Source organism: Paenibacillus sinensis (assembly GCF_019904155.1).
Taxonomy (GTDB): domain Bacteria; phylum Bacillota; class Bacilli; order Paenibacillales; family Paenibacillaceae; genus Paenibacillus_AQ; species Paenibacillus_AQ sinensis.
In genome coordinates this window covers 38,649-56,454 of the sequence record NZ_JAHCMB010000186.1, presented here as the reverse complement: position 1 = coordinate 56,454, position 17,806 = coordinate 38,649, and the positions used below count along the sequence as shown (strand labels likewise).

18 protein-coding genes and 1 rRNA gene are annotated in these 17,806 nt (G+C 55.4%); 1 reads left to right on the top strand and 18 read right to left on the bottom strand.

Going from position 1 to position 17,806, the window contains the following annotated elements; all coding sequences use genetic code 11:
- Together KIH86_RS21080 and KIH86_RS21075 are read right to left on the bottom strand one after the other, a co-directional pair.
- Nucleotides 1–839: ribosomal RNA gene (locus tag KIH86_RS21080) — 16S ribosomal RNA — on the bottom strand; the annotation flags it as partial.
- Nucleotides 840–1,111: 272 nt separating this feature from the next.
- Nucleotides 1,112–1,651 (bottom strand): hypothetical protein, encoded by a 540-nt coding sequence (locus KIH86_RS21075; protein WP_223088602.1) that lies wholly within the window; start codon nt 1,649–1,651, stop codon nt 1,112–1,114.
- A gap of 136 nt (nt 1,652–1,787) precedes the next feature.
- Here KIH86_RS21075 and KIH86_RS21070 point away from each other — a divergent pair, with 136 nt between their 5' ends.
- The gene (locus KIH86_RS21070; protein ID WP_235775522.1) at nt 1,788–2,366 is read left to right on the top strand and encodes a TetR/AcrR family transcriptional regulator; all 579 of its coding nucleotides are present in this window, start codon (nt 1,788–1,790) and stop codon (nt 2,364–2,366) included.
- A gap of 100 nt (nt 2,367–2,466) precedes the next feature.
- On the opposite strand, the gene lysS is transcribed toward KIH86_RS21070, so the two are convergent.
- The 16 genes from lysS to nadB all read right to left on the bottom strand — a co-directional run bounded on the left by lysS (nt 2,467) and on the right by nadB (nt 17,767).
- Entirely contained in the window at nt 2,467–3,978 is a 1,512-nt protein-coding gene (gene lysS / locus KIH86_RS21065) for a lysine--tRNA ligase (RefSeq protein ID WP_223088604.1), read from the bottom strand.
- A gap of 250 nt (nt 3,979–4,228) precedes the next feature.
- Entirely contained in the window at nt 4,229–4,708 is a 480-nt protein-coding gene (greA, locus tag KIH86_RS21060; protein WP_223088605.1) for a transcription elongation factor GreA, read from the bottom strand.
- Between the two features lie 196 nt (nt 4,709–4,904).
- The gene (gene dusB, locus KIH86_RS21055; RefSeq protein WP_223088606.1) at nt 4,905–5,927 is read right to left on the bottom strand and encodes a tRNA dihydrouridine synthase DusB; all 1,023 of its coding nucleotides are present in this window, start codon (nt 5,925–5,927) and stop codon (nt 4,905–4,907) included.
- Nucleotides 5,928–5,940: 13 nt separating this feature from the next.
- Entirely contained in the window at nt 5,941–6,153 is a 213-nt protein-coding gene (locus KIH86_RS21050; RefSeq protein ID WP_223088607.1) for a helix-turn-helix domain-containing protein, read from the bottom strand.
- Nucleotides 6,105–6,653: a 2-amino-4-hydroxy-6-hydroxymethyldihydropteridine diphosphokinase gene (gene folK / locus KIH86_RS21045; RefSeq protein ID WP_223088608.1), complete on the bottom strand. Its 549-nt coding sequence runs from the start codon at nt 6,651–6,653 to the stop codon at nt 6,105–6,107. The genes KIH86_RS21050 and folK overlap by 49 nt, the downstream gene beginning before the upstream one ends.
- Nucleotides 6,653–7,024 (bottom strand): dihydroneopterin aldolase, encoded by a 372-nt coding sequence (folB, locus tag KIH86_RS21040; RefSeq protein WP_223088609.1) that lies wholly within the window; start codon nt 7,022–7,024, stop codon nt 6,653–6,655. The genes folK and folB overlap by 1 nt, the downstream gene beginning before the upstream one ends.
- Nucleotides 7,025–7,052: 28 nt before the next feature.
- The gene (folP, locus tag KIH86_RS21035; protein WP_223088610.1) at nt 7,053–7,895 is read right to left on the bottom strand and encodes a dihydropteroate synthase; all 843 of its coding nucleotides are present in this window, start codon (nt 7,893–7,895) and stop codon (nt 7,053–7,055) included.
- Nucleotides 7,892–8,776, bottom strand: coding sequence for an aminotransferase class IV (locus KIH86_RS21030; protein ID WP_223088611.1), 885 nt, complete (start codon nt 8,774–8,776; stop codon nt 7,892–7,894). Before KIH86_RS21030 ends, folP begins: the two co-directional genes overlap by 4 nt.
- The gene (gene pabA / locus KIH86_RS21025; RefSeq protein WP_223088612.1) at nt 8,773–9,354 is read right to left on the bottom strand and encodes an aminodeoxychorismate/anthranilate synthase component II; all 582 of its coding nucleotides are present in this window, start codon (nt 9,352–9,354) and stop codon (nt 8,773–8,775) included. Before pabA ends, KIH86_RS21030 begins: the two co-directional genes overlap by 4 nt.
- Nucleotides 9,351–11,150: an anthranilate synthase component I family protein gene (locus KIH86_RS30015; RefSeq protein WP_316503402.1), complete on the bottom strand. Its 1,800-nt coding sequence runs from the start codon at nt 11,148–11,150 to the stop codon at nt 9,351–9,353. Before KIH86_RS30015 ends, pabA begins: the two co-directional genes overlap by 4 nt.
- A gap of 318 nt (nt 11,151–11,468) precedes the next feature.
- Nucleotides 11,469–12,407: a cysteine synthase A gene (cysK, locus tag KIH86_RS21015; RefSeq protein ID WP_038692867.1), complete on the bottom strand. Its 939-nt coding sequence runs from the start codon at nt 12,405–12,407 to the stop codon at nt 11,469–11,471.
- 240 nt (nt 12,408–12,647) lie between these two features.
- Nucleotides 12,648–13,583, bottom strand: a complete 936-nt coding sequence (locus KIH86_RS21010) for a peptidyl-prolyl cis-trans isomerase (RefSeq protein WP_223088614.1) — start codon at nt 13,581–13,583, stop codon at nt 12,648–12,650.
- A 13-nt stretch (nt 13,584–13,596) separates the two neighbouring features.
- Complete coding sequence (gene hslO, locus KIH86_RS21005) at nt 13,597–14,478, bottom strand: Hsp33 family molecular chaperone HslO (RefSeq protein ID WP_223088615.1); 882 nt, start codon at nt 14,476–14,478, stop codon at nt 13,597–13,599.
- A 43-nt stretch (nt 14,479–14,521) separates the two neighbouring features.
- On the bottom strand, nt 14,522–15,289 hold the full coding sequence (locus tag KIH86_RS21000; RefSeq protein ID WP_223088616.1) for a type III pantothenate kinase: 768 nt from the start codon (nt 15,287–15,289) through the stop codon (nt 14,522–14,524).
- The gene (gene nadC, locus KIH86_RS20995; protein ID WP_223088617.1) at nt 15,286–16,161 is read right to left on the bottom strand and encodes a carboxylating nicotinate-nucleotide diphosphorylase; all 876 of its coding nucleotides are present in this window, start codon (nt 16,159–16,161) and stop codon (nt 15,286–15,288) included. The genes KIH86_RS21000 and nadC overlap by 4 nt, the downstream gene beginning before the upstream one ends.
- A complete protein-coding gene (gene nadB / locus KIH86_RS20990) occupies nt 16,151–17,767 on the bottom strand; it encodes an L-aspartate oxidase (RefSeq protein ID WP_223088618.1) in 1,617 nt (538 codons plus the stop codon). The genes nadC and nadB overlap by 11 nt, the downstream gene beginning before the upstream one ends.
- Nucleotides 17,768–17,806: the final 39 nt, after the last annotated feature.

The window sequence follows — 17,806 nt, the reverse complement described above, 5'->3', positions numbered from 1 at the left end:
TGCGGGACTTAACCCAACATCTCACGACACGAGCTGACGACAACCATGCACCACCTGTCTCCCCTGTCCCGAAGGCCGCGCCTATCTCTAGGCGATTCAGGGGGATGTCAAGACCTGGTAAGGTTCTTCGCGTTGCTTCGAATTAAACCACATACTCCACTGCTTGTGCGGGTCCCCGTCAATTCCTTTGAGTTTCAGTCTTGCGACCGTACTCCCCAGGCGGAGTGCTTACTGTGTTAACTTCGGCACCAAGGGTATCGAAACCCCTAACACCTAGCACTCATCGTTTACGGCGTGGACTACCAGGGTATCTAATCCTGTTTGCTCCCCACGCTTTCGCGCCTCAGCGTCAGTTACAGCCCAGAAAGTCGCCTTCGCCACTGGTGTTCCTCCACATCTCTACGCATTTCACCGCTACACGTGGAATTCCACTTTCCTCTTCTGCACTCAAGCCATCCAGTTTCCGATGCGACCACAGGTTGAGCCCATGGTTTAAACACCAGACTTAAATCGCCGCCTGCGCGCGCTTTACGCCCAATAATTCCGGACAACGCTTGCCCCCTACGTATTACCGCGGCTGCTGGCACGTAGTTAGCCGGGGCTTTCTTCTCAGGTACCGTCACTCTCTTAGCAGTTACTCTAAGAGNAGAAAGGAATTATCCGGTATTAGCTACCGTTTCCGGTAGTTATCCCAGTCTGAAGGGCAGGTTGCCTACGTGTTACTCACCCGTCCGCCGCTAAGTTAATCCGGAGCAAGCTCCTTCATAACTCCGCTCGACTTGCATGTATTAGGCACGCCGCCAGCGTTCGTCCTGAGCCAGGATCAAACTCTCCATTAAAGAAAAGCTGATTTGCTCATTTTGAAACTGACGAGAATTTCTTCTCTTTAATACTCACTCGTTGTTCAGTTTTCAAAGATCAAGCTTCATTTAAGACTTTCATCGTCGCTTATGTTTTGCATCAGCAACTTTTATATCTTATCACAGCCAAGTTATAAATGCAAGCTTTTTTATTTCTTATTCATGACTCAGCAGCTCGTATTTCTTGGCCGGAATTAGAATATACCATGTGTGAATCAAGAAGGCAAGAGTTTCTCGGAATAATTAGAATATTATTTGCCTGTCGACCTTCTTGGCCATAGCGTATAACTGAAGCTGATAACGAAATCGATCATCAGGACCAAACCCCAGCCCTTAACTATACTTTCAAAGATGCGTGTTCGCTCAGGCTGGCCGATCATCAGAATCATCGCTGCGAGCAGCGCGCTTCCAATCACCCATGCCAGGAGATGCCTGTACCAGCCCGCTCGCTCTACCAAGGCATGCGCAGCACCTGTCTTCGGCGGCTTAGCCGGTCGTGCTCCGCCGGCAAAGCGATACGCAAATTGCGAGTCCGCCCAATTGATCATCCTGTGGCCGTAAGCGACCGTTCCGCCGATATAAATGGCCGCTAATCCATGCAGATAGCTTACAGCCGCTCCCGACCGAATATCCCATACCGTCGCCAAGAGGAGGGTTAAATCAATCAGCGGCGTCAACAGCAACAGCAAGATTCCGGCACGGCGTTTCTTAAAGACGTAACGTACAATCAGGCCGCTCAGGATCATTACCCAAAAACCGATTTCACACGCGACAATCAGCCAACCGATCATTTCGCGCCTCCTTTTTAAAATACAACTGTATTATAAAAATAATAGCACGACCGTACTGAAAAGTCGACTGCCAATCGGGATATGGTATAATAAGCGCATGCCGAAAATTGTAGATCATGAACAACAAAAAATAAAAGTGGCCGAAGCAACATGGAGAGTTATCCGCAAAGCGGGGATGGAAAACGCTACTGTACGCCAAATCGCCCAGGAAGCCGGCTTCTCTCCGGGTTTCATGCGCCATTACTTCTCCAGCCAGAGCGAGCTGCTGGCCTATGCCATGAATCTTGTCTCGGATAGAGTACGGCGGCGAATCGAAAGTTACCCGTTTGACGGTACACCGCTGGCCAATATGCTCTGGGTGCTCGGCGTGTTTTTGCCTTTAGATGAAGAGAGACAAGCGGAGATGGAGGTTTGGCTTGCTTTTAAGGTCAAGTCGCTGACTGAACCCTCTCTGCAAGAGCTTGCCATACGCGTTCGCTCCGAGATGAAAGCCGTTATGGAGGGGCTCATCTTGTCGCTAATCGAGAGTGGAGAGGCACGCCCGGGACTACATGCAGACAGAGAGAGTGAGCCCATGCTCGTATACATCGACGGACTTGCCCTGCACGGCCTGCTGTATCCGGATCAGATGCCCCCATCACGGATAAGTGAGCTTCTTGAGCTCTACGTCAAGTCTTTATGCAGCGAGAGCGCGAACCGGGAGCAACAGATTTAGCCCAGAGCCCTCATCGTCGTCAGCGTAAAAATATAAAAAGGGAGAAGGCGCCTGTGCGTCTTCTCCCTTTTTTCGTATATCAAACTTCAATTGGTGAGTTCTACAGGTTCCGCATATGCGGGAACAGCAGCACATCACGGATCGACGGAGAGTTGGTCAACAGCATAATCAGACGGTCAACTCCAATTCCGAGGCCACCGGTCGGCGGCATGCCATATTCAAGCGCCCGGATAAAATCTTCATCCATCTCATGCGCTTCATCATTGCCCTGCGCCTTCTCCAGAAGCTGCGCTTCAAAACGCTGACGCTGATCGATCGGATCGTTCAGCTCGCTGAACGCATTGGCGTGCTCGCGCGCCACGATGAACAGCTCGAAGCGGTCTGTGAACCGGGGATCATGATCATTCTTCTTGGCCAGCGGCGAAATCTCGACAGGATGTCCGGTAACAAAAGTCGGCTGAATCAGTGTCTCTTCGACAAAATGCTCAAAGAACGCATTGAGGATATGTCCAAAGGTCATATGCTTCTCAACCGGCACGCGGTGCTCCTTCGCCAGACGATGAGCTTCCTCATCCGTCATGTGAACGCCAAAGTCCACACCCGTAACTTCCTTGACGGCATCAACCATCGATACGCGGCGCCATTCCGGCGTCAAATCGACTTCATGGCCCTGATAGTTGATCTTCTGCGTACCGAGTACTTCCTGGGCAATATGCGAGATCAGATTCTCGGTCAGCTTCATGATATCCTTGTAGTCCGCGTACGCTTCATACAGCTCAATCATGGTGAATTCCGGGTTATGGCGGGTAGATACACCCTCATTGCGATATACGCGGCCGATTTCATATACCTTCTCCAGACCGCCGACAATGAGCCGCTTCAGATGCAGCTCGATCGCGATCCGCATATACAGCTCCATCTCAAGCGTATTATGGAAGGTGATGAACGGACGGGCCGCCGCTCCGCCCGCGATGGAGTGAAGAGTCGGCGTTTCAACTTCGAGATAACCTAGCGAGTCCAGATAGCGGCGCATCGACTGAATAATCCGGGAGCGGGTAATAAAAGTCTGCTGAACCTCAGGATTGATGATCAGGTCGACATAGCGCTGGCGGTAGCGCAGCTCTACGTCCTTCAGACCGTTATACTTGTCCGGCAGCGGAAGGAGCGACTTCGACAGCACTTCAATCTCGCTGGCTTTAATCGTCGTTTCACCGGTCTTCGTCTTGAAGACGGTTCCCTTCACCCCGATAATATCGCCGAGATCAAGCACATCAAACGCCGCATACTGCACTTCCGAAATGCTGTCCTGACGCACATAGATCTGGATTTTGCCCGAAAGATCCTGGATATGGGAGAAGCTGGCTTTGCCCATTTTGCGCTTAGCCATAATACGTCCCGCCACGCTGACCTCAACCGCCTGCTCATCCAGTTCGTCATGGGTCATTCCGTCGTATTTGGACAGAATGCTTGCGGCGCTGTGGGTGCGCTCATACTTTTTGCCGAACGGGTCGATTCCAAGGCTCCGAAGCTCGTCCAGCTTGGCACGGCGTACCTTCAACAGCTCGCTAAGCTCGCTCTCGGTACCGGTTGAATTGCCGATTTCTTCACTCATGCTCTAGTCTCCTTCAATTCCAAATTTAAATCTCTCGCAGACACAAGAAGAAACGCCAATCGGCGCCTTCCGGACGGCCGTGCGTTTCTTGTCAACAAATAAGGCCGGGGCGGGCCCCCTTGGACAATCCTCTCCATCTTGGAAAAAAGCTTCCCTAAGGAAGCTTTCTCCATACGGACACCGGCAGCATACGCCAGTTGGTCAGATTGCCTGGCATGTCCCAATCCCACGTAGACGCTTTCGGCCGAGATTATTTCATTTTGATATCGATGATTTTATATTGGATAACGCCTGCTGGCACGTTAACGTCAACAATGGCACCCTTCTTCTTGCCGATGATGGCCTTGCCTACCGGACTCTCGTTGGAGATCTTGTTGTTGAGCGGATCGGATTCGGCGGTGCCGACGATCGTGTACTCCATAATATCTCCGAATTCCATATCTTCCACAGATACGGTGACGCCGACACTTACCGTCTCGGTATCAATCTCGTCGCTGTTGATAATGCGGGCGTTGCGAAGCATTTTCTCCAGAGTAATGATGCGTCCTTCAATGAAGGCCTGTTCGTTCTTCGCATCTTCGTACTCCGAGTTCTCGCTTATATCCCCATATCCGATTGCCACTTTAATCCGCTCGGCAACTTCGCGGCGCTTGACGGATTTGAGGTTCTCCAATTCCTCTTCCAGACGCTTCAGCCCGTCCGGGGTAAGAATAACTTCTTTATCACTCATCTCAACCGATTCTCCTGTCATTTACGTTATAGAAAACACCATACTATATGCGAAACCGAAAGGATCAGAACCCTTTCCCTGCAATGCTTTTTGCAACGGCGAATTTATACTGTGAAATTATATGGGAACCGTTACAAAATGTCAATGACAGCCTTCGGCCCATACGGTGCCTCCAAATTTAACGCTCAGACAGGCATCAAACCGCGGATGCGGAGGCCTCCGACACCTCTTCTTCTTCACTCTGCTCCCCGGAAAGCTGGTCGACAAAATCATTCAAAATCCGTACCATTTCATCCCGCTTCGTCTCTTCCATAATAACGTCTTTGACGCGGGCGGCGCCTTTAAGTCCCTTCAGGTACCAAGCCAGATGCTTCCGCATTTCACGGACAGCCACCGCTTCACCTTTCAGAGCGACCAGACGATCCATATGCAAAATGGCGACTTCGATCTTCTCCAGCGGAGACGGATCGGGCATGAGCTCGCCGGTATTGAGGTATTGAACGGTCCGATACAGCATCCACGGATTGCCGAGCGCGCCGCGTCCGATCATCACGCCATCGCAGCCGGTCTGATCCAGCATCGCTCTGGCATCCTGCGGCGTCAGCACATCGCCGTTGCCGATAACCGGAATCGATACGGCTTCCTTGGCTTGTCGAATATAGCTCCAGTCCGCATGTCCCGTATACAGCTGCTCGCGCGTGCGGCCATGAACGCTGATGGCCTGTCCGCCCGCCCGTTCGACAGCCTGCGCATTCTCCACGACGAAGATATGCTCGCTGTCCCAGCCGATCCGCATTTTGACGGTAACCGGCTTCTCAACGGCGTCAACCACTGCGGACACCATTTCATAGATTTTGCTTGGCTCAAGCAGCCAGCGGGCTCCGGCATCGCACTTGGTGACCTTCGGCACCGGACAGCCCATATTGATATCGATAATATCGGCGTTGGTTTCCTTATCGACGACCTTGGCAGCCGCCACGAGCGACTCGCGATCCCCGCCAAAAATCTGCAAGCTGAGCGGCTTCTCCCGCTCGTCGACAAACAGCATTTCGCGCGTTCGCTTGTTGCCGTGGACAATCGCCTTGTCGCTCACCATTTCAGCGCATACAAGACCCGTCCCGAACTCCTTGGCGATCAACCGGAAAGCCGGATTGCACACACCGGCCATTGGTGCCAGCACGACCTGATTCTTCATTTCGATGTTGCCGATTTTAAGCATGATATTCACTTCCTTATATAGAAGGTGAGTCGGTCAATTCATCCACGCCGACTCCCAGAACCATTGCAATTTTATCTAAAATTTGATCTTCTGAACGCCGGTTTCCCCGCTCCACCGCACCGAGCACAGCAAGTGAAATCCCTGCGCGGTCCGCTAGTTCCTGCTGCGTATAGCCCTTCAGTTTGCGGAAGGCTCGGATCCGCCGTCCCAGACGTCTGCTGTCCACAATGTAATTCCATCCTCTCCGTCTAACTTCTTCAGCGCATTGTCGACAAGCTGCCGCAATCCCGATGTCTCATCCTGCGGAACGATATCATGGAGCGGGAACAGCACGAATGCCCGTTCCATCATCCGGGGATGAGGCAGCGTCAAATGCGTGCTATCCAGCCTTCTCCCTTCCATCCAGAGCAGATCCAAATCTACGGTCCGCGGGCCGTTCGGAATATGACGGACTCTGCCCAGTCGGTTCTCGGTTTCCAGCATGATCGACAGCAGGCATTCCGGCTCCAATGAAGTTCGCAGAGCCGCCGCCATATTCAAGAATTCCGGCTGATCCAGATATCCGACCGGGTCGGTCTCATAGACTCTCGAACAGCGTGTCACTTCAATTCCTTGCTGGGAGTCAAGCAGCGTCAATGCTTCTCTTAAGCTGCGCTCCCGGTCACCCAAATTAGCCCCTAAAGCAATATAAGCCTCTGAGTATTCAGAGGTGGAATGGTTGTTCATCAAACGTCTCTCTTTCTTGTTCTCCGCAGCTCCACTGTTACTCCCTGAAAATGAACGTCGAATGGCGGATGAGGCTTCGTTACCTTGACGGTAACGGCATTGATAATAGTATAAGTGTCCAGTACCGCAGATGCAATACGTTCGGCCAAAGCTTCGATCAGCTTAAAGGACTCCTGTTCGACAATTTTTTTAACCAGAGCATGCGCTTCGGCATAATTGACCGTCAGTTCCAAATCGTCACTAAGCCCTGCCGCGCTTAAATCCATCTCGAATTCCAGATCTACGTAATAGCGCTGACCCAGCTTCCGTTCTTCTTCAAATACGCCGTGATAGCCGTAATATTCCATGCGATGCAGCTTCATTTTATCCATGACAACAGTCGTCCTTCCTTATCTAGTCTTACCGGTTCGAGTACAGCATGGCGTCACACATCGCAGCGGTCCGCTTGATCAGCCGCACATCATGAACACGCACAATCTGGCAGCCTTGGGCAATGCCGAATGCGACCGTCGCGGCGGTTCCTTCCACCACATCGTCTGCGGGCAGATCCAGCACGGTGCGGATGAAACGTTTGCGGGAAGTTGCCAGCAGCACCGGATAGCCCATTTCCGTCAGCCGGTCCAGCAGCATCATCGCCCGGAGGTTCTCTTCGTAATCTTTGGCAAAACCGATGCCGGGGTCGAGAATGATATTCTCGGGGCTCACACCCGCAGAGACCGCAAGATTGATGCTCTCCTCAAGATCGGCAACCATGTCGTCTCCAAGCTCCCGGTAATTCCGGTCATGACGGTTATGCATCAGAATGACGGGGCATCCGGCGTCGGCGGCGATCTGTGCCATATCGGGATCGGCCTTGAACCCCCAAATATCGTTGATAATATGAGCGCCGGCGGCCAATGCCTGACGAGCTACCTCCGCCTTGTACGTATCGACAGACAGCGGAAGATGGGGCACATCACGGTGAATCGCCTCAATGACGGGCAGAATTCGGGATAATTCCTCCTCAACGCTGATCTGCACATGTCCTGGACGCGTCGATTCGCCACCGATATCGATAATGTCCGCCCCTTCCTCCGCCATCTGCAGAGCATGCCGAACCGCGTCATCCGGCTTGTCCCACATCCCCCCGTCGGAGAATGAATCGGGCGTCACATTCAGAATACCCATAATGAGCGTACGGTCCCCAAGCTTGAACTGGGCGGGTCCGCATGCGTAGGTTCTTTGGTACAGCTTCGGCTTCATGATTCGCTAACCCCCGTTTGTTCCCGGTATTTCAGCAGCAGCTTAGTGGTAAGTGGTCCAGCCAAACCGTCACCTATCACCCTGCGCGTCTGTTCTTCCCATAGTGCTGTAACCGGGACGATCTCCTGAATCGAATTGGTCAAAAAGATCTCGTCCGCGCCTTCAAGCGTCTGCCAGTCATATAACCCGGACTCCGCCGGTATGCCCAGCTCCTCCGCCAGATCCATGACCATTTCCCGGGTAATTCCCGGAAGAATGCCGGTAGTCTCATCCGGTGTAAGAAGCTGTCCGTTTTTGACGAAAAAGATATTGCTTACAATGCCCTCGGACACATAACCCCGTTCCGTCAGCATCAGCCCTTCCGCGCCGCTTGAGGCGCTGGGATATCCCGACAGCTCGCGCTTGGCCAATATATTGTTCATATAATGGAGAGATTTAAACCGAACCCGCCCCTCGGGCGTATTGCGCCGCAGCTTCAGAAGCTGAAGCTCCCTGCCCTTCGTATCCAGCTCCTGTGGCCGGGCGGGAAGAGCTTTTGCGAACAGCACATGGTTCGGGTTCTTGTAATCGCCTGCCGGGAGGCCAATAATATCCTCTCCGGCGGTCACCGTATAACGGATATAGGCCTCCTGAAGCCCGTTCCGCTCCATCAGCCTTGCGATCCACTCCCTTAACCTCTCCGCATCCGGTTGGAGCGGGATACCCAGATCACGGCAGCCTTCCTCCATGCGTTTTAAGTGGCGATCCAGCAAAAAAGGCGTGCCTCCGTAGGTGCGGAAAGTCTCGAACAAACCGACTCCATATAAAAGACCGTGATCCCTGACGGAAACCACGGCCTCTTCCGCGCCGAGAACGGCGCCGTTCATTCCTATAAAGGTCATGCCGTCGTTCCGGCTTTGCGCTTCAGGAAATTGCGGAGCATGGTATGACCATGATCGGTAATAATCGATTCTGGGTGGAACTGCACGCCCTCAATCGGATATTCCTTGTGGCGAAGGCCCATAATCTCGCCTTCTTCCGTCTCGGCCGTAATCTCCAGGCAGTCCGGCAGGCTCTCCCGCTCAACCAGCAGCGAATGATACCGGGTCGCCGTGAACGGCGATTCCAGGCCCTCGAATACGGAGCCGCCCTTGTGATGGATCGGCGACGTCTTGCCATGCATCAGCCGCTCGGCGCGAATGACATTCCCGCCAAAGGCTTGTCCGATCGCCTGATGCCCCAGACATACGCCGAATATCGGAATCTCTCCCTTGAACCGGTCGATCAGCGCAAGGCTGATGCCCGCTTCATTCGGCGTGCAGGGCCCCGGGGAAATGAGAATATGATCGGGCGCCAACTTCTCGATGCCTTCCAGACTGATTTCATCGTTCCGGCGGACCTCCACTTTCTCGCCAAGCTCTCCCAAATACTGCACCAGGTTATAGGTAAAAGAGTCATAGTTGTCGATAACCAAAATCATGTACGATTCGCCCCTTCCGCGCCGCTGCCAGGCTGGACGTGTGCCGCTTCGCTGCAGAGCACCGCCTTCACGATGGCCTTGGCCTTATTATGACATTCCCGGTATTCGCGGTACGGGTCTGAGTCGATCACAATGCCCGCTCCCGTCTGGATATAGCCGATGCCGTCCTGTACAACCAACGTTCGTATAATAATATTTAATTCCATATTCCCGCTGTAGTCAATCCAGCCCATCGATCCGGTATAGGGTCCGCGCCGCACCGGCTCCAGTTCCTCGATGATTTCTATCGTCCGCACCTTTGGCGCGCCGGTGATCGTTCCTCCGGGGAACAGGGCGGCGATGACATCATAGGCATCCTTCTCGTCCGCGAGCCGCCCGTTCACCTGGGATACGAGATGCATGACATGCGAGTAGCGCTCCACGGTCATGAGCTCCGGCACATGGACCGTCCCGTACGCAGCGACACGGCCGATGTCGTTGCGCTCCAGATCGACGAGCATGATATGCTCGGCGCGTTCTTTCTCGCTCCCGCGCAGCTCCGCCTCCATGGCGTCGTCCTCCGCGGGAGTGTGGCCCCTTCGCCGGGTGCCGGCGATCGGCCGCGCGCTGACTTCGTCCCCATGCAGCTTGACCAGCAGCTCCGGCGAAGCGCTGGAGAGCGCGAAGCCGGGCGAGCGCAGCAGCCCCATGTATGGGGACGGGTTCAGGCGGCGCAGCCATTCGTAGACCTCCTCCGGCGAAGAAGACAGCGGTGCTTCCTGCCGCAGGGACAGGTTCACCTGGAAGACGTCGCCTTGGCGGATATAGTCCTGGATGGCCTGTACCGCCTGCTGAAACTTCTTCTGCGTGAACGCCGAGGATGAACCCGGCCATTCTCCGGAGTCGGCGCCGGACAGAGGCGGGACATCCGCGAATGCGATGTCTCCGGCCTCATTATCAGCGGCGCCCAGCTCCCGCCACAGCCGGAGCATCCCTTCGGCCCTGGCCAAGGCCGATTGATAGAGCTGTTCGAGCTCAGCTGTAGACCGGGGCGAAGGAGCGGCATCGGCATTCCCGGCTGAAGCGCTGATGAGTCTGCCGTCCAAGGAAGCGCAGTCTGGGGCGTTGCTGTCCGGAGCGGTACTGGCCGAGACGGTGCTAACCGGGGTGATGCCGTCCGGGGCAATGCCATCTAGGGCGTTGCTGTCCGTGGCGGTCCTAACCGGGGTGATGCCGCCGGCCGCCGGCCATTTACAATGAACAGCGCAATACAGCTCGTCCTGCTCGTGGTCGTAAATCCACAGCTCGGGCAGCATCATCCAGAGATAATCAGGGAAGCCGGGGGCATCCTCGGCCGTCTCGGGCAGACGCTCCAGGGAACGGACAACATCATAAGCGAGAAAGCCGGCACAGCCGCCGATAAACGGGGGCAGGCCGGAAATTTCCACACGCGGTCCCGCGAAGGGCTGCATCCACTGCCGGAGCACATGGATTGGCGGACCTTCAAAGTCAATGGTTTCTGCAAGATTATCCGCCCCTTGCAGTCCCGTCGAAGCGGCGTCTCCCTTCAACTGAACGGCCCTTGCCGTTTGTCCCTTCCCTGTCAGCACCGATGAAGGCCGAAGTCCGAGATACGTGTAACGCCCGCCCTTGCCGCTCTCCAGCAGCACGGAATAGGGGGATGCGGCCGCCCAGGCCTTTTTCCAGGAAGACGGCAGACCGCTCATCCCCGCTCCCGATTTGATAACCAAGGGAAGGACGTTCCAGCCTTGCTCAGCCCAGCGCTCCCATTCCTTCCACCCCGCGACAATCTCCAAGTTCATCCTCCTATGTCTCTCTCCTGACTGTTTGCATGTCAGTATACTGTATGTCCCCTTGTTTGAAAAGCCTTCCCCGCCATTCGCTTTATTAACCATTGGATTATAAGCTTCAGTCCGAGCCGTATCTCTATAAGGATTGACATCATCGCTCCACTTGCCCTCAAGCCGAGTGTTTACCCGAAGTTAGCGAGGTCTCCAGATACGCAGCAGCTTATGCGTCACCAATGAAAAAAGCCTCCGCCCTTTGCAATCGCAAGGACAGAGGCCCTACCCGTTCATGGATATGACTTCAATTTCTGAAGATAGCCGAGCTGATTAAGCTTCGAAATTGTACAGCGGTGTGCTGAGATAACGTTCGCCGTTACTTGGCACGATCGCTACGACACGCTTGCCTGCGCCCAGTTCCTTGGCCACTTTGATGGCTGCAAAGATTGCTGCGCCGGAAGAGATGCCGGACAGAATGCCTTCTTCCTTGGCTACACGGCGCGCCGTTTCGAAAGCTTCGTCATTCTCGACATGAATGATTTCGTCGTACACGTTCTGATTCAGAATCTCAGGGATAAAGTTGGCTCCGATACCCTGAATCTTATGAGGACCCGGCTTGCCGCCGGCCAGAATTGGCGATGCCGCAGGCTCTACCGCATAGACCTTGATGTCCGGATATTTCTCTTTCAGCACTTCGCCTGCGCCAGTGATCGTTCCGCCTGTTCCGATACCGGCGATGAACGCATCCAGGGAACCGCCGATGGAGTCGATCGCTTCCACGATTTCCGGTCCGGTCGTTTCACGGTGAATCTTCACGTTGGCCGGATTCTTGAACTGCTCGGCCACAAAGTAGCTGGGGTTCTCAGCCAGAATGGCTTCGGCTTTCTTGACCGCGCCGTTCATGCCTTCCGATCCCGGTGTCAGCACAAGCTCTGCGCCGTAAGCGCGCAGCAGGTTGCGGCGCTCCAAGCTCATGGTTTCCGGCATAACGATGATCGCTTTGTAGCCCTTCGCCGCTGCTACCATAGCAAGACCGATACCGGTGTTGCCGCTAGTCGCTTCCAGAATTGTATCTCCCGGCTTCAGACGGCCGTCCTTCTCCGCTTCTTCCACGATGCTGACCGCGATACGGTCTTTAACGCTCGAACCCGGATTTTGATACTCCAGCTTCACATAAACTTCCGCTGCGCCTTCCGGTACGATCCGGTTCAGACGAACAAGCGGTGTTCCCCCGATAAGTTCAGTTACATTATTAACGACTTTGGCCATGAGCAGAAACCTCCTTGGAATAATAAACGAGAATAATGAAAACAGGGCTTGTGACTGTAGTCTTCAGCATTCTGCTCCCCGGTTCATCAGGAATGTCCGATTATGTATCCGATCGGTCATGCCGGACCGCTCCGAAGTTGGCAGCTGGCGCCGCGCCCCAAGTCGGGCGCTTCTACGGCGTCTCTGGGAGCCGCCGATATTCCGACTAATTCAGTAGGTATTACTGTTAATCCAATATTATCAATCTTGAAGTCCCTTGTCAACACTTATTGAAGCCTCGTATTTAGTCCGAAGGTCATCCTTGACCCGCTCCAGCGAAGGGGCCTGCTCCAAGGCCAATTCACGGCGCACCTGCTTCCGTACCTCCTGCTCGTCAGGAGCCTGCGGAATGATGATCTTGTCCGTGCGGATCACCGCGTAATCCTCGTCGATCTGGAATGGGCCGGCGATATCGCCGGCTTCAAGTCCTGCCGCTGCCGTCAGCAGCTCCTGAGGCCAGAAGGGGTCATCCTCTTCGACGACCCCAACCCGCCCTCCTTGATGCCGGGTATCCTCATCAATCGACAGTTCCTCCGCCAGTGCAGCAAAATCCTCGCCGTTCTCCAGCCGGTCCATTGCACGCTCCGCCTCCTTGTAGGAGGCCAGCTTGATGATGGACAGCTCGATTTTCTTCGGCGGATGGAGCTTGCCTGGATTCTCTTGAAGATATTCGTCAATCCGATCCTCGCTTATCTTGATTCCGGCGGTCGCGATGCTCTCCAGCATGACCCGGTACTTCGCTTCCTTGCGCACTTCTTCCTTGGACAGACCCAGCTCTGACTCCATCTGTGCGTAATACTGCTCTTCCGAGTCATAGCCGGAGGCCGCTTCCTCCACTTCACGGTCCACATCCTGCTCCGATACGGATATGCCCAGAGCTTCCGCTTCCTTCTCTGCGGCAATCCGGTTCACCATCGCAAGCAGTACCTCGTTGCCATGCTTACGGCGAAGCTCGTCCAACCACTGGTCTTCGGTGATCCTCTGGTCCGCAATTTTCGCGACCGTCTTACTGCCATCCCCGTTTGGGTCCGCCTTCCCGGCTCTGCGCCATTGCCATACAAGCAGCGCCCCGAGTACCAGCGCGAGGCCGGCCAGAATAAGAACGGCTTTGCGCAATGCGCTCTCCTGTCTCGTCATGGCCGCTTCATTCCTACCTCGCCTGATTCAGAATTTCCTGAAGCTCTTCCTTGTTGAAAGTATAGGCCTCGTTGCAGAAGTGGCAGACCACTTCCGCCTGTCCGTCTTCCTCGATCATCTGCTCAAGCTCATATTTGCCCAGGCTGACCAGCGTCTGCTCCACCCGCTCTCTGGAGCAATGGCATTGAAACCGGATCTCCATCTCATCCAGCACTTCCGTATCCGGCAAAATCCGGCGCAGCATATCCTCCGGCTCAAGCCCCTGATCCAGCAGCGCTGTAACCGATGGAGTCGCACCCAGATTTTTTTCAATTTCCGTAATTTCCTCATCGCTTAAGCCCGGCAGCAGCTGAATGATGAAGCCGCCCGCCACCTTGACGCTGTTGTCGGCCTCTACCAGCACGCCGAGCCCCACAGCGGAGTTGGTCTGCTCCGATATGGCAAAATAATAGGTGAAATCATCGCCCAGCTCACCCGAAACAATCGGAACGCTGCCGCGGTAAGGCTCCTTCAGGCCCAGATCCTTGATGACATGGATAAAGCCCTCGGTGCCGACCGCTCCCGCCACATCCAGCTTGCCGAGGCTGTTGCTCGGAAGATGAACATGGGGATTCTGGACGTAACCCCGGACCTCGCCCTCAGCGTTGGCTTCCGCCACAATTTGCCCCAACGGACCGTTGCCCTTAACCTGGATGTTAATCATTTCTCTGCCCTTGAGCATAGCGCCCATCATGGCGGCTGCGGTAACCGTGCGCCCGAGCGCGGCGGTTGCTGTAGGGTAAGTGTCGTGTCTGCGCTGCAGCTCGGCAGCCAGCCCGGTCGTACGAACCGCGAACGCCCGCACTCTCCCGCCAAGCGCCGTGCCTCTCACCAACCGGTCTTTTTTATTCTGCATAGGTCATGGGCCCTCCTGTCTCCAATTAAAGGTATATCTTTTGTTATTGGTTGCGATCGTAGATGATCCGCAGTCCTTCCAGCGTCAGCATTGGATTGACCTCGTCGATACAATCCGTCTCGCCCGCGATCATGGAAGCCAATCCGCCTGTCGCGATAACTTTCAGTTCAGGCGCGTTCATCTCCGCCTTGATTCGTCTTACAATGCCCTCGACCTGTCCCGCATAGCCAAAAATAATCCCGGCCTGCATCGCGTGCACCGTGTTGCGGCCGATCACCTTCTTGGGCTTCTCCAGCTCGATGCGGGGCAGCTTGGATGCCCGCTGATACAGTGCTTCGGTCGAAATCCCGATGCCCGGCACGATGCAGCCTCCCAAATAATTGGCGCTTCCGTCGATGCAGTCGAACGTCGTTGCCGTTCCGAAATCCACCACGACCAGCGGGCACTGGTAGCGTTCAATCGCCGCAACGGCGTTGACGATCCGGTCCGCCCCCACCTCGCGTGGATTCTCATAACGCAGATTGAGCCCGGTCTTGATCCCGGGCCCAACCAGCAAAGGGTCTTTGCCGACATACTTACGGCACATTTCTACAATGACATGCACGAGCGGCGGAACGACGGAGGAGATAATAACCCCCTCCACATCCTTAACCGAGAGTCCCGACATATCAAACAAATTATGAATCATAATTCCGTATTCATCCGCGGTCGCCTGCCTTGCCGTACTGAGCCGGAAATGGTGCAGCAGCTCCTTCCCGCGGTATAAGCCAAGCACGATATTGGTATTGCCGATATCCACGGCCAGCATCATGACAAGCCGCCCTCCTTCTTCGCATTCAAGTCCAGACTGATATCCAGGCTTGCGAAGGAGTAAGTCAGCCGTCCGACCGAGATCACGTCGACGCCGGTTTCGGCAATGGAGCGGACGGTCTCCAGCGACACATTGCCCGAGGCCTCGGTCTTGACATGCGAAGCCTTGGTCTTGATCCGGCGCACCGCCTCAGTCATCATCTCATGGGACATATTGTCGAGCATGATAATATCCGCACCTGCGGCCAGCGCCTCCTCTACCTGATCCAGGCTCTCGGTTTCGACCTCAATCGTCATTGTATGCGGGATATGCGCCCGAGCCCGGCCGACCGCCTGCGAAATGCCGCCTGCGCCCTTGATATGATTATCCTTAATCATTACGGCGTCGTATAATCCGAACCGGTGGTTCGCGCCACCGCCGACGCGTACGGCATATTTCTCCAGCATCCGGTGTCCCGGCGTCGTCTTTCGGGTGTCGACCAGCCTGGTCGGCAGCCCTTCCAGCGCCGCAACGAACGAAGCCGTCCGGGTCGCGATTCCGGACAGCCGCTGCATGAGGTTCAGCGCAAGCCGTTCGCCGGTCAGAATGGAATGCGTGCTGCCTTCCACTTCGGCCAGAACGGTGCCCTTGGCGATCACCTCTCCCTCCTTAACCCGAGGAAGGAAACTCAGAGAAGGGTCCACCACCTCGAATACGAGTTCCGCTACCGGAAGGCCGCAGACGACCCCGCCTTCCTTGGCATGAATGATTCCCTTGGACTGGTGTCCGGAGGGGATCGTCGTCTGGGTGGTCACGTCGCCGGACCCGACATCCTCCCGAAGCCATGCCTTGATGGACTCTACCAGCTGTTCATTATATCCGTTAAACATCATCACTTTTCTCCTCTACAATGCCAACGCCCCGAATCTGGAGCAAATGTTTGCGCCAATGCTCATCGTCCCGCTGCGGAAAATCCTCGCGGTAATGGGCCCCTCTGCTCTCCTGACGCGCCAGCGCCGATTCCGTGATCAGCAGGCTGCAGGTCAGCATATTGGCAAATTCATATTCTTCCCGCTTGGTCAGCGCTCCGCTGAATATTGGAAGCTGACGCTTCAATTCATCCAGCCCCTTGTTCAGCATCTCTTCGTTCCGGCGCAGACCGGCGTACCGGACCATAATCTTCTGAAGCTTCAAGCGCCGCTCTACAATCGCCTGGGTGGAATGCTCATGCCGGCCCAGATCGCAGCCCGCCGATACCGGGCCATTCTTGAGCTTCGGCAGACTGCGCACGCGCTCGATAATGCGGCGGCCGAAGACGATCGCTTCGGACAGGGAATTGCTCGCCAAGCGGTTCGCGCCATGAACGCCGGTAGACGACACTTCCCCGCAGGCAAAGAGCCGCGGAATGCTGCTCTCGCCGTTCAGGTCGGTCTTGATGCCTCCCATCATATAATGCGCAGCCGGAGCCACCGGAATCCAGTCGCTCGTAATATCCAGACCGTAGCTGATGCAGGTCTCATAAATCGTAGGGAAACGGTGCTTCACCATATCCGGAGATTCATGGGTGATATCCAAATAGACAAAGGTCGATTTCGTCTCGTCCATCTCGCTGAGAATCGCCCGCGCCACGATATCCCGGGGAGCCAGCTCCAGAAGCTCATGATAACGTTCCATGAACCGCTCGCCGTTAATGTTCCGCAGCACTGCGCCCTCGCCCCGCACCGCCTCCGATATCAGGAAGCGGGGAGCGCCCGGATAACTCAGCGCCGTGGGATGGAACTGCAGAAATTCCATATCGCGGATATGCGCACCCGCCCGGTAGGCGATCGCCACACCGTCGCCAGTCGCCACATCGGGATTCGTTGTGTAACGGTACAGCTGGCCTGATCCGCCCGAACAGAGAATAGTCGCATCGCCCTTCAGGAACAGGCGCTCGCCGCTTGGGTTCTGAACGAGCGCGCCGACGCATTCCCCGTCCTCGGTAATGAGGTCGATGACATAATGATCGTCCCATACCTCGATATTGGGATGCCGGGTAAGCTGCTCGGACAGCGCCCGTACGATCTCATAGCCGGTCGCGTCGCCGTTCGCATGCAGGATGCGCCGGTGGCTGTGGGCGCCCTCCTGGGTCAGCGCAAGGACACCGTCCTCCTTGTCGAACAGCGTGCCGAGACGAATCAATTCGCGGACCCCTTCGGGCCCTTCGTTCACCAGCGCGTCAACAGAGGACGAGGAGCATAGACCCGCTCCGGCCATCAGCGTGTCCTGACGATGATAGACGGGAGAATCGTCTTCGGCGATAACGGCGGCTATGCCTCCCTGGGCATAGCGCGTGTTGCTCTCCATCACCGATTTCTTCGTGAGCATAACGACCCTGCGATCCTCGCTTGCCTTGATCGCCGTGAATAATCCGGCAATGCCCGAGCCGATGACGATGCAATCCGTCTCGACGACCGGCAGCTCCCGGAGATCGAAATCAACCAAATATTGTGGAATCATGACCGCTCTTCACCTGTTCCTAATCGAAAGAGTAGCGCA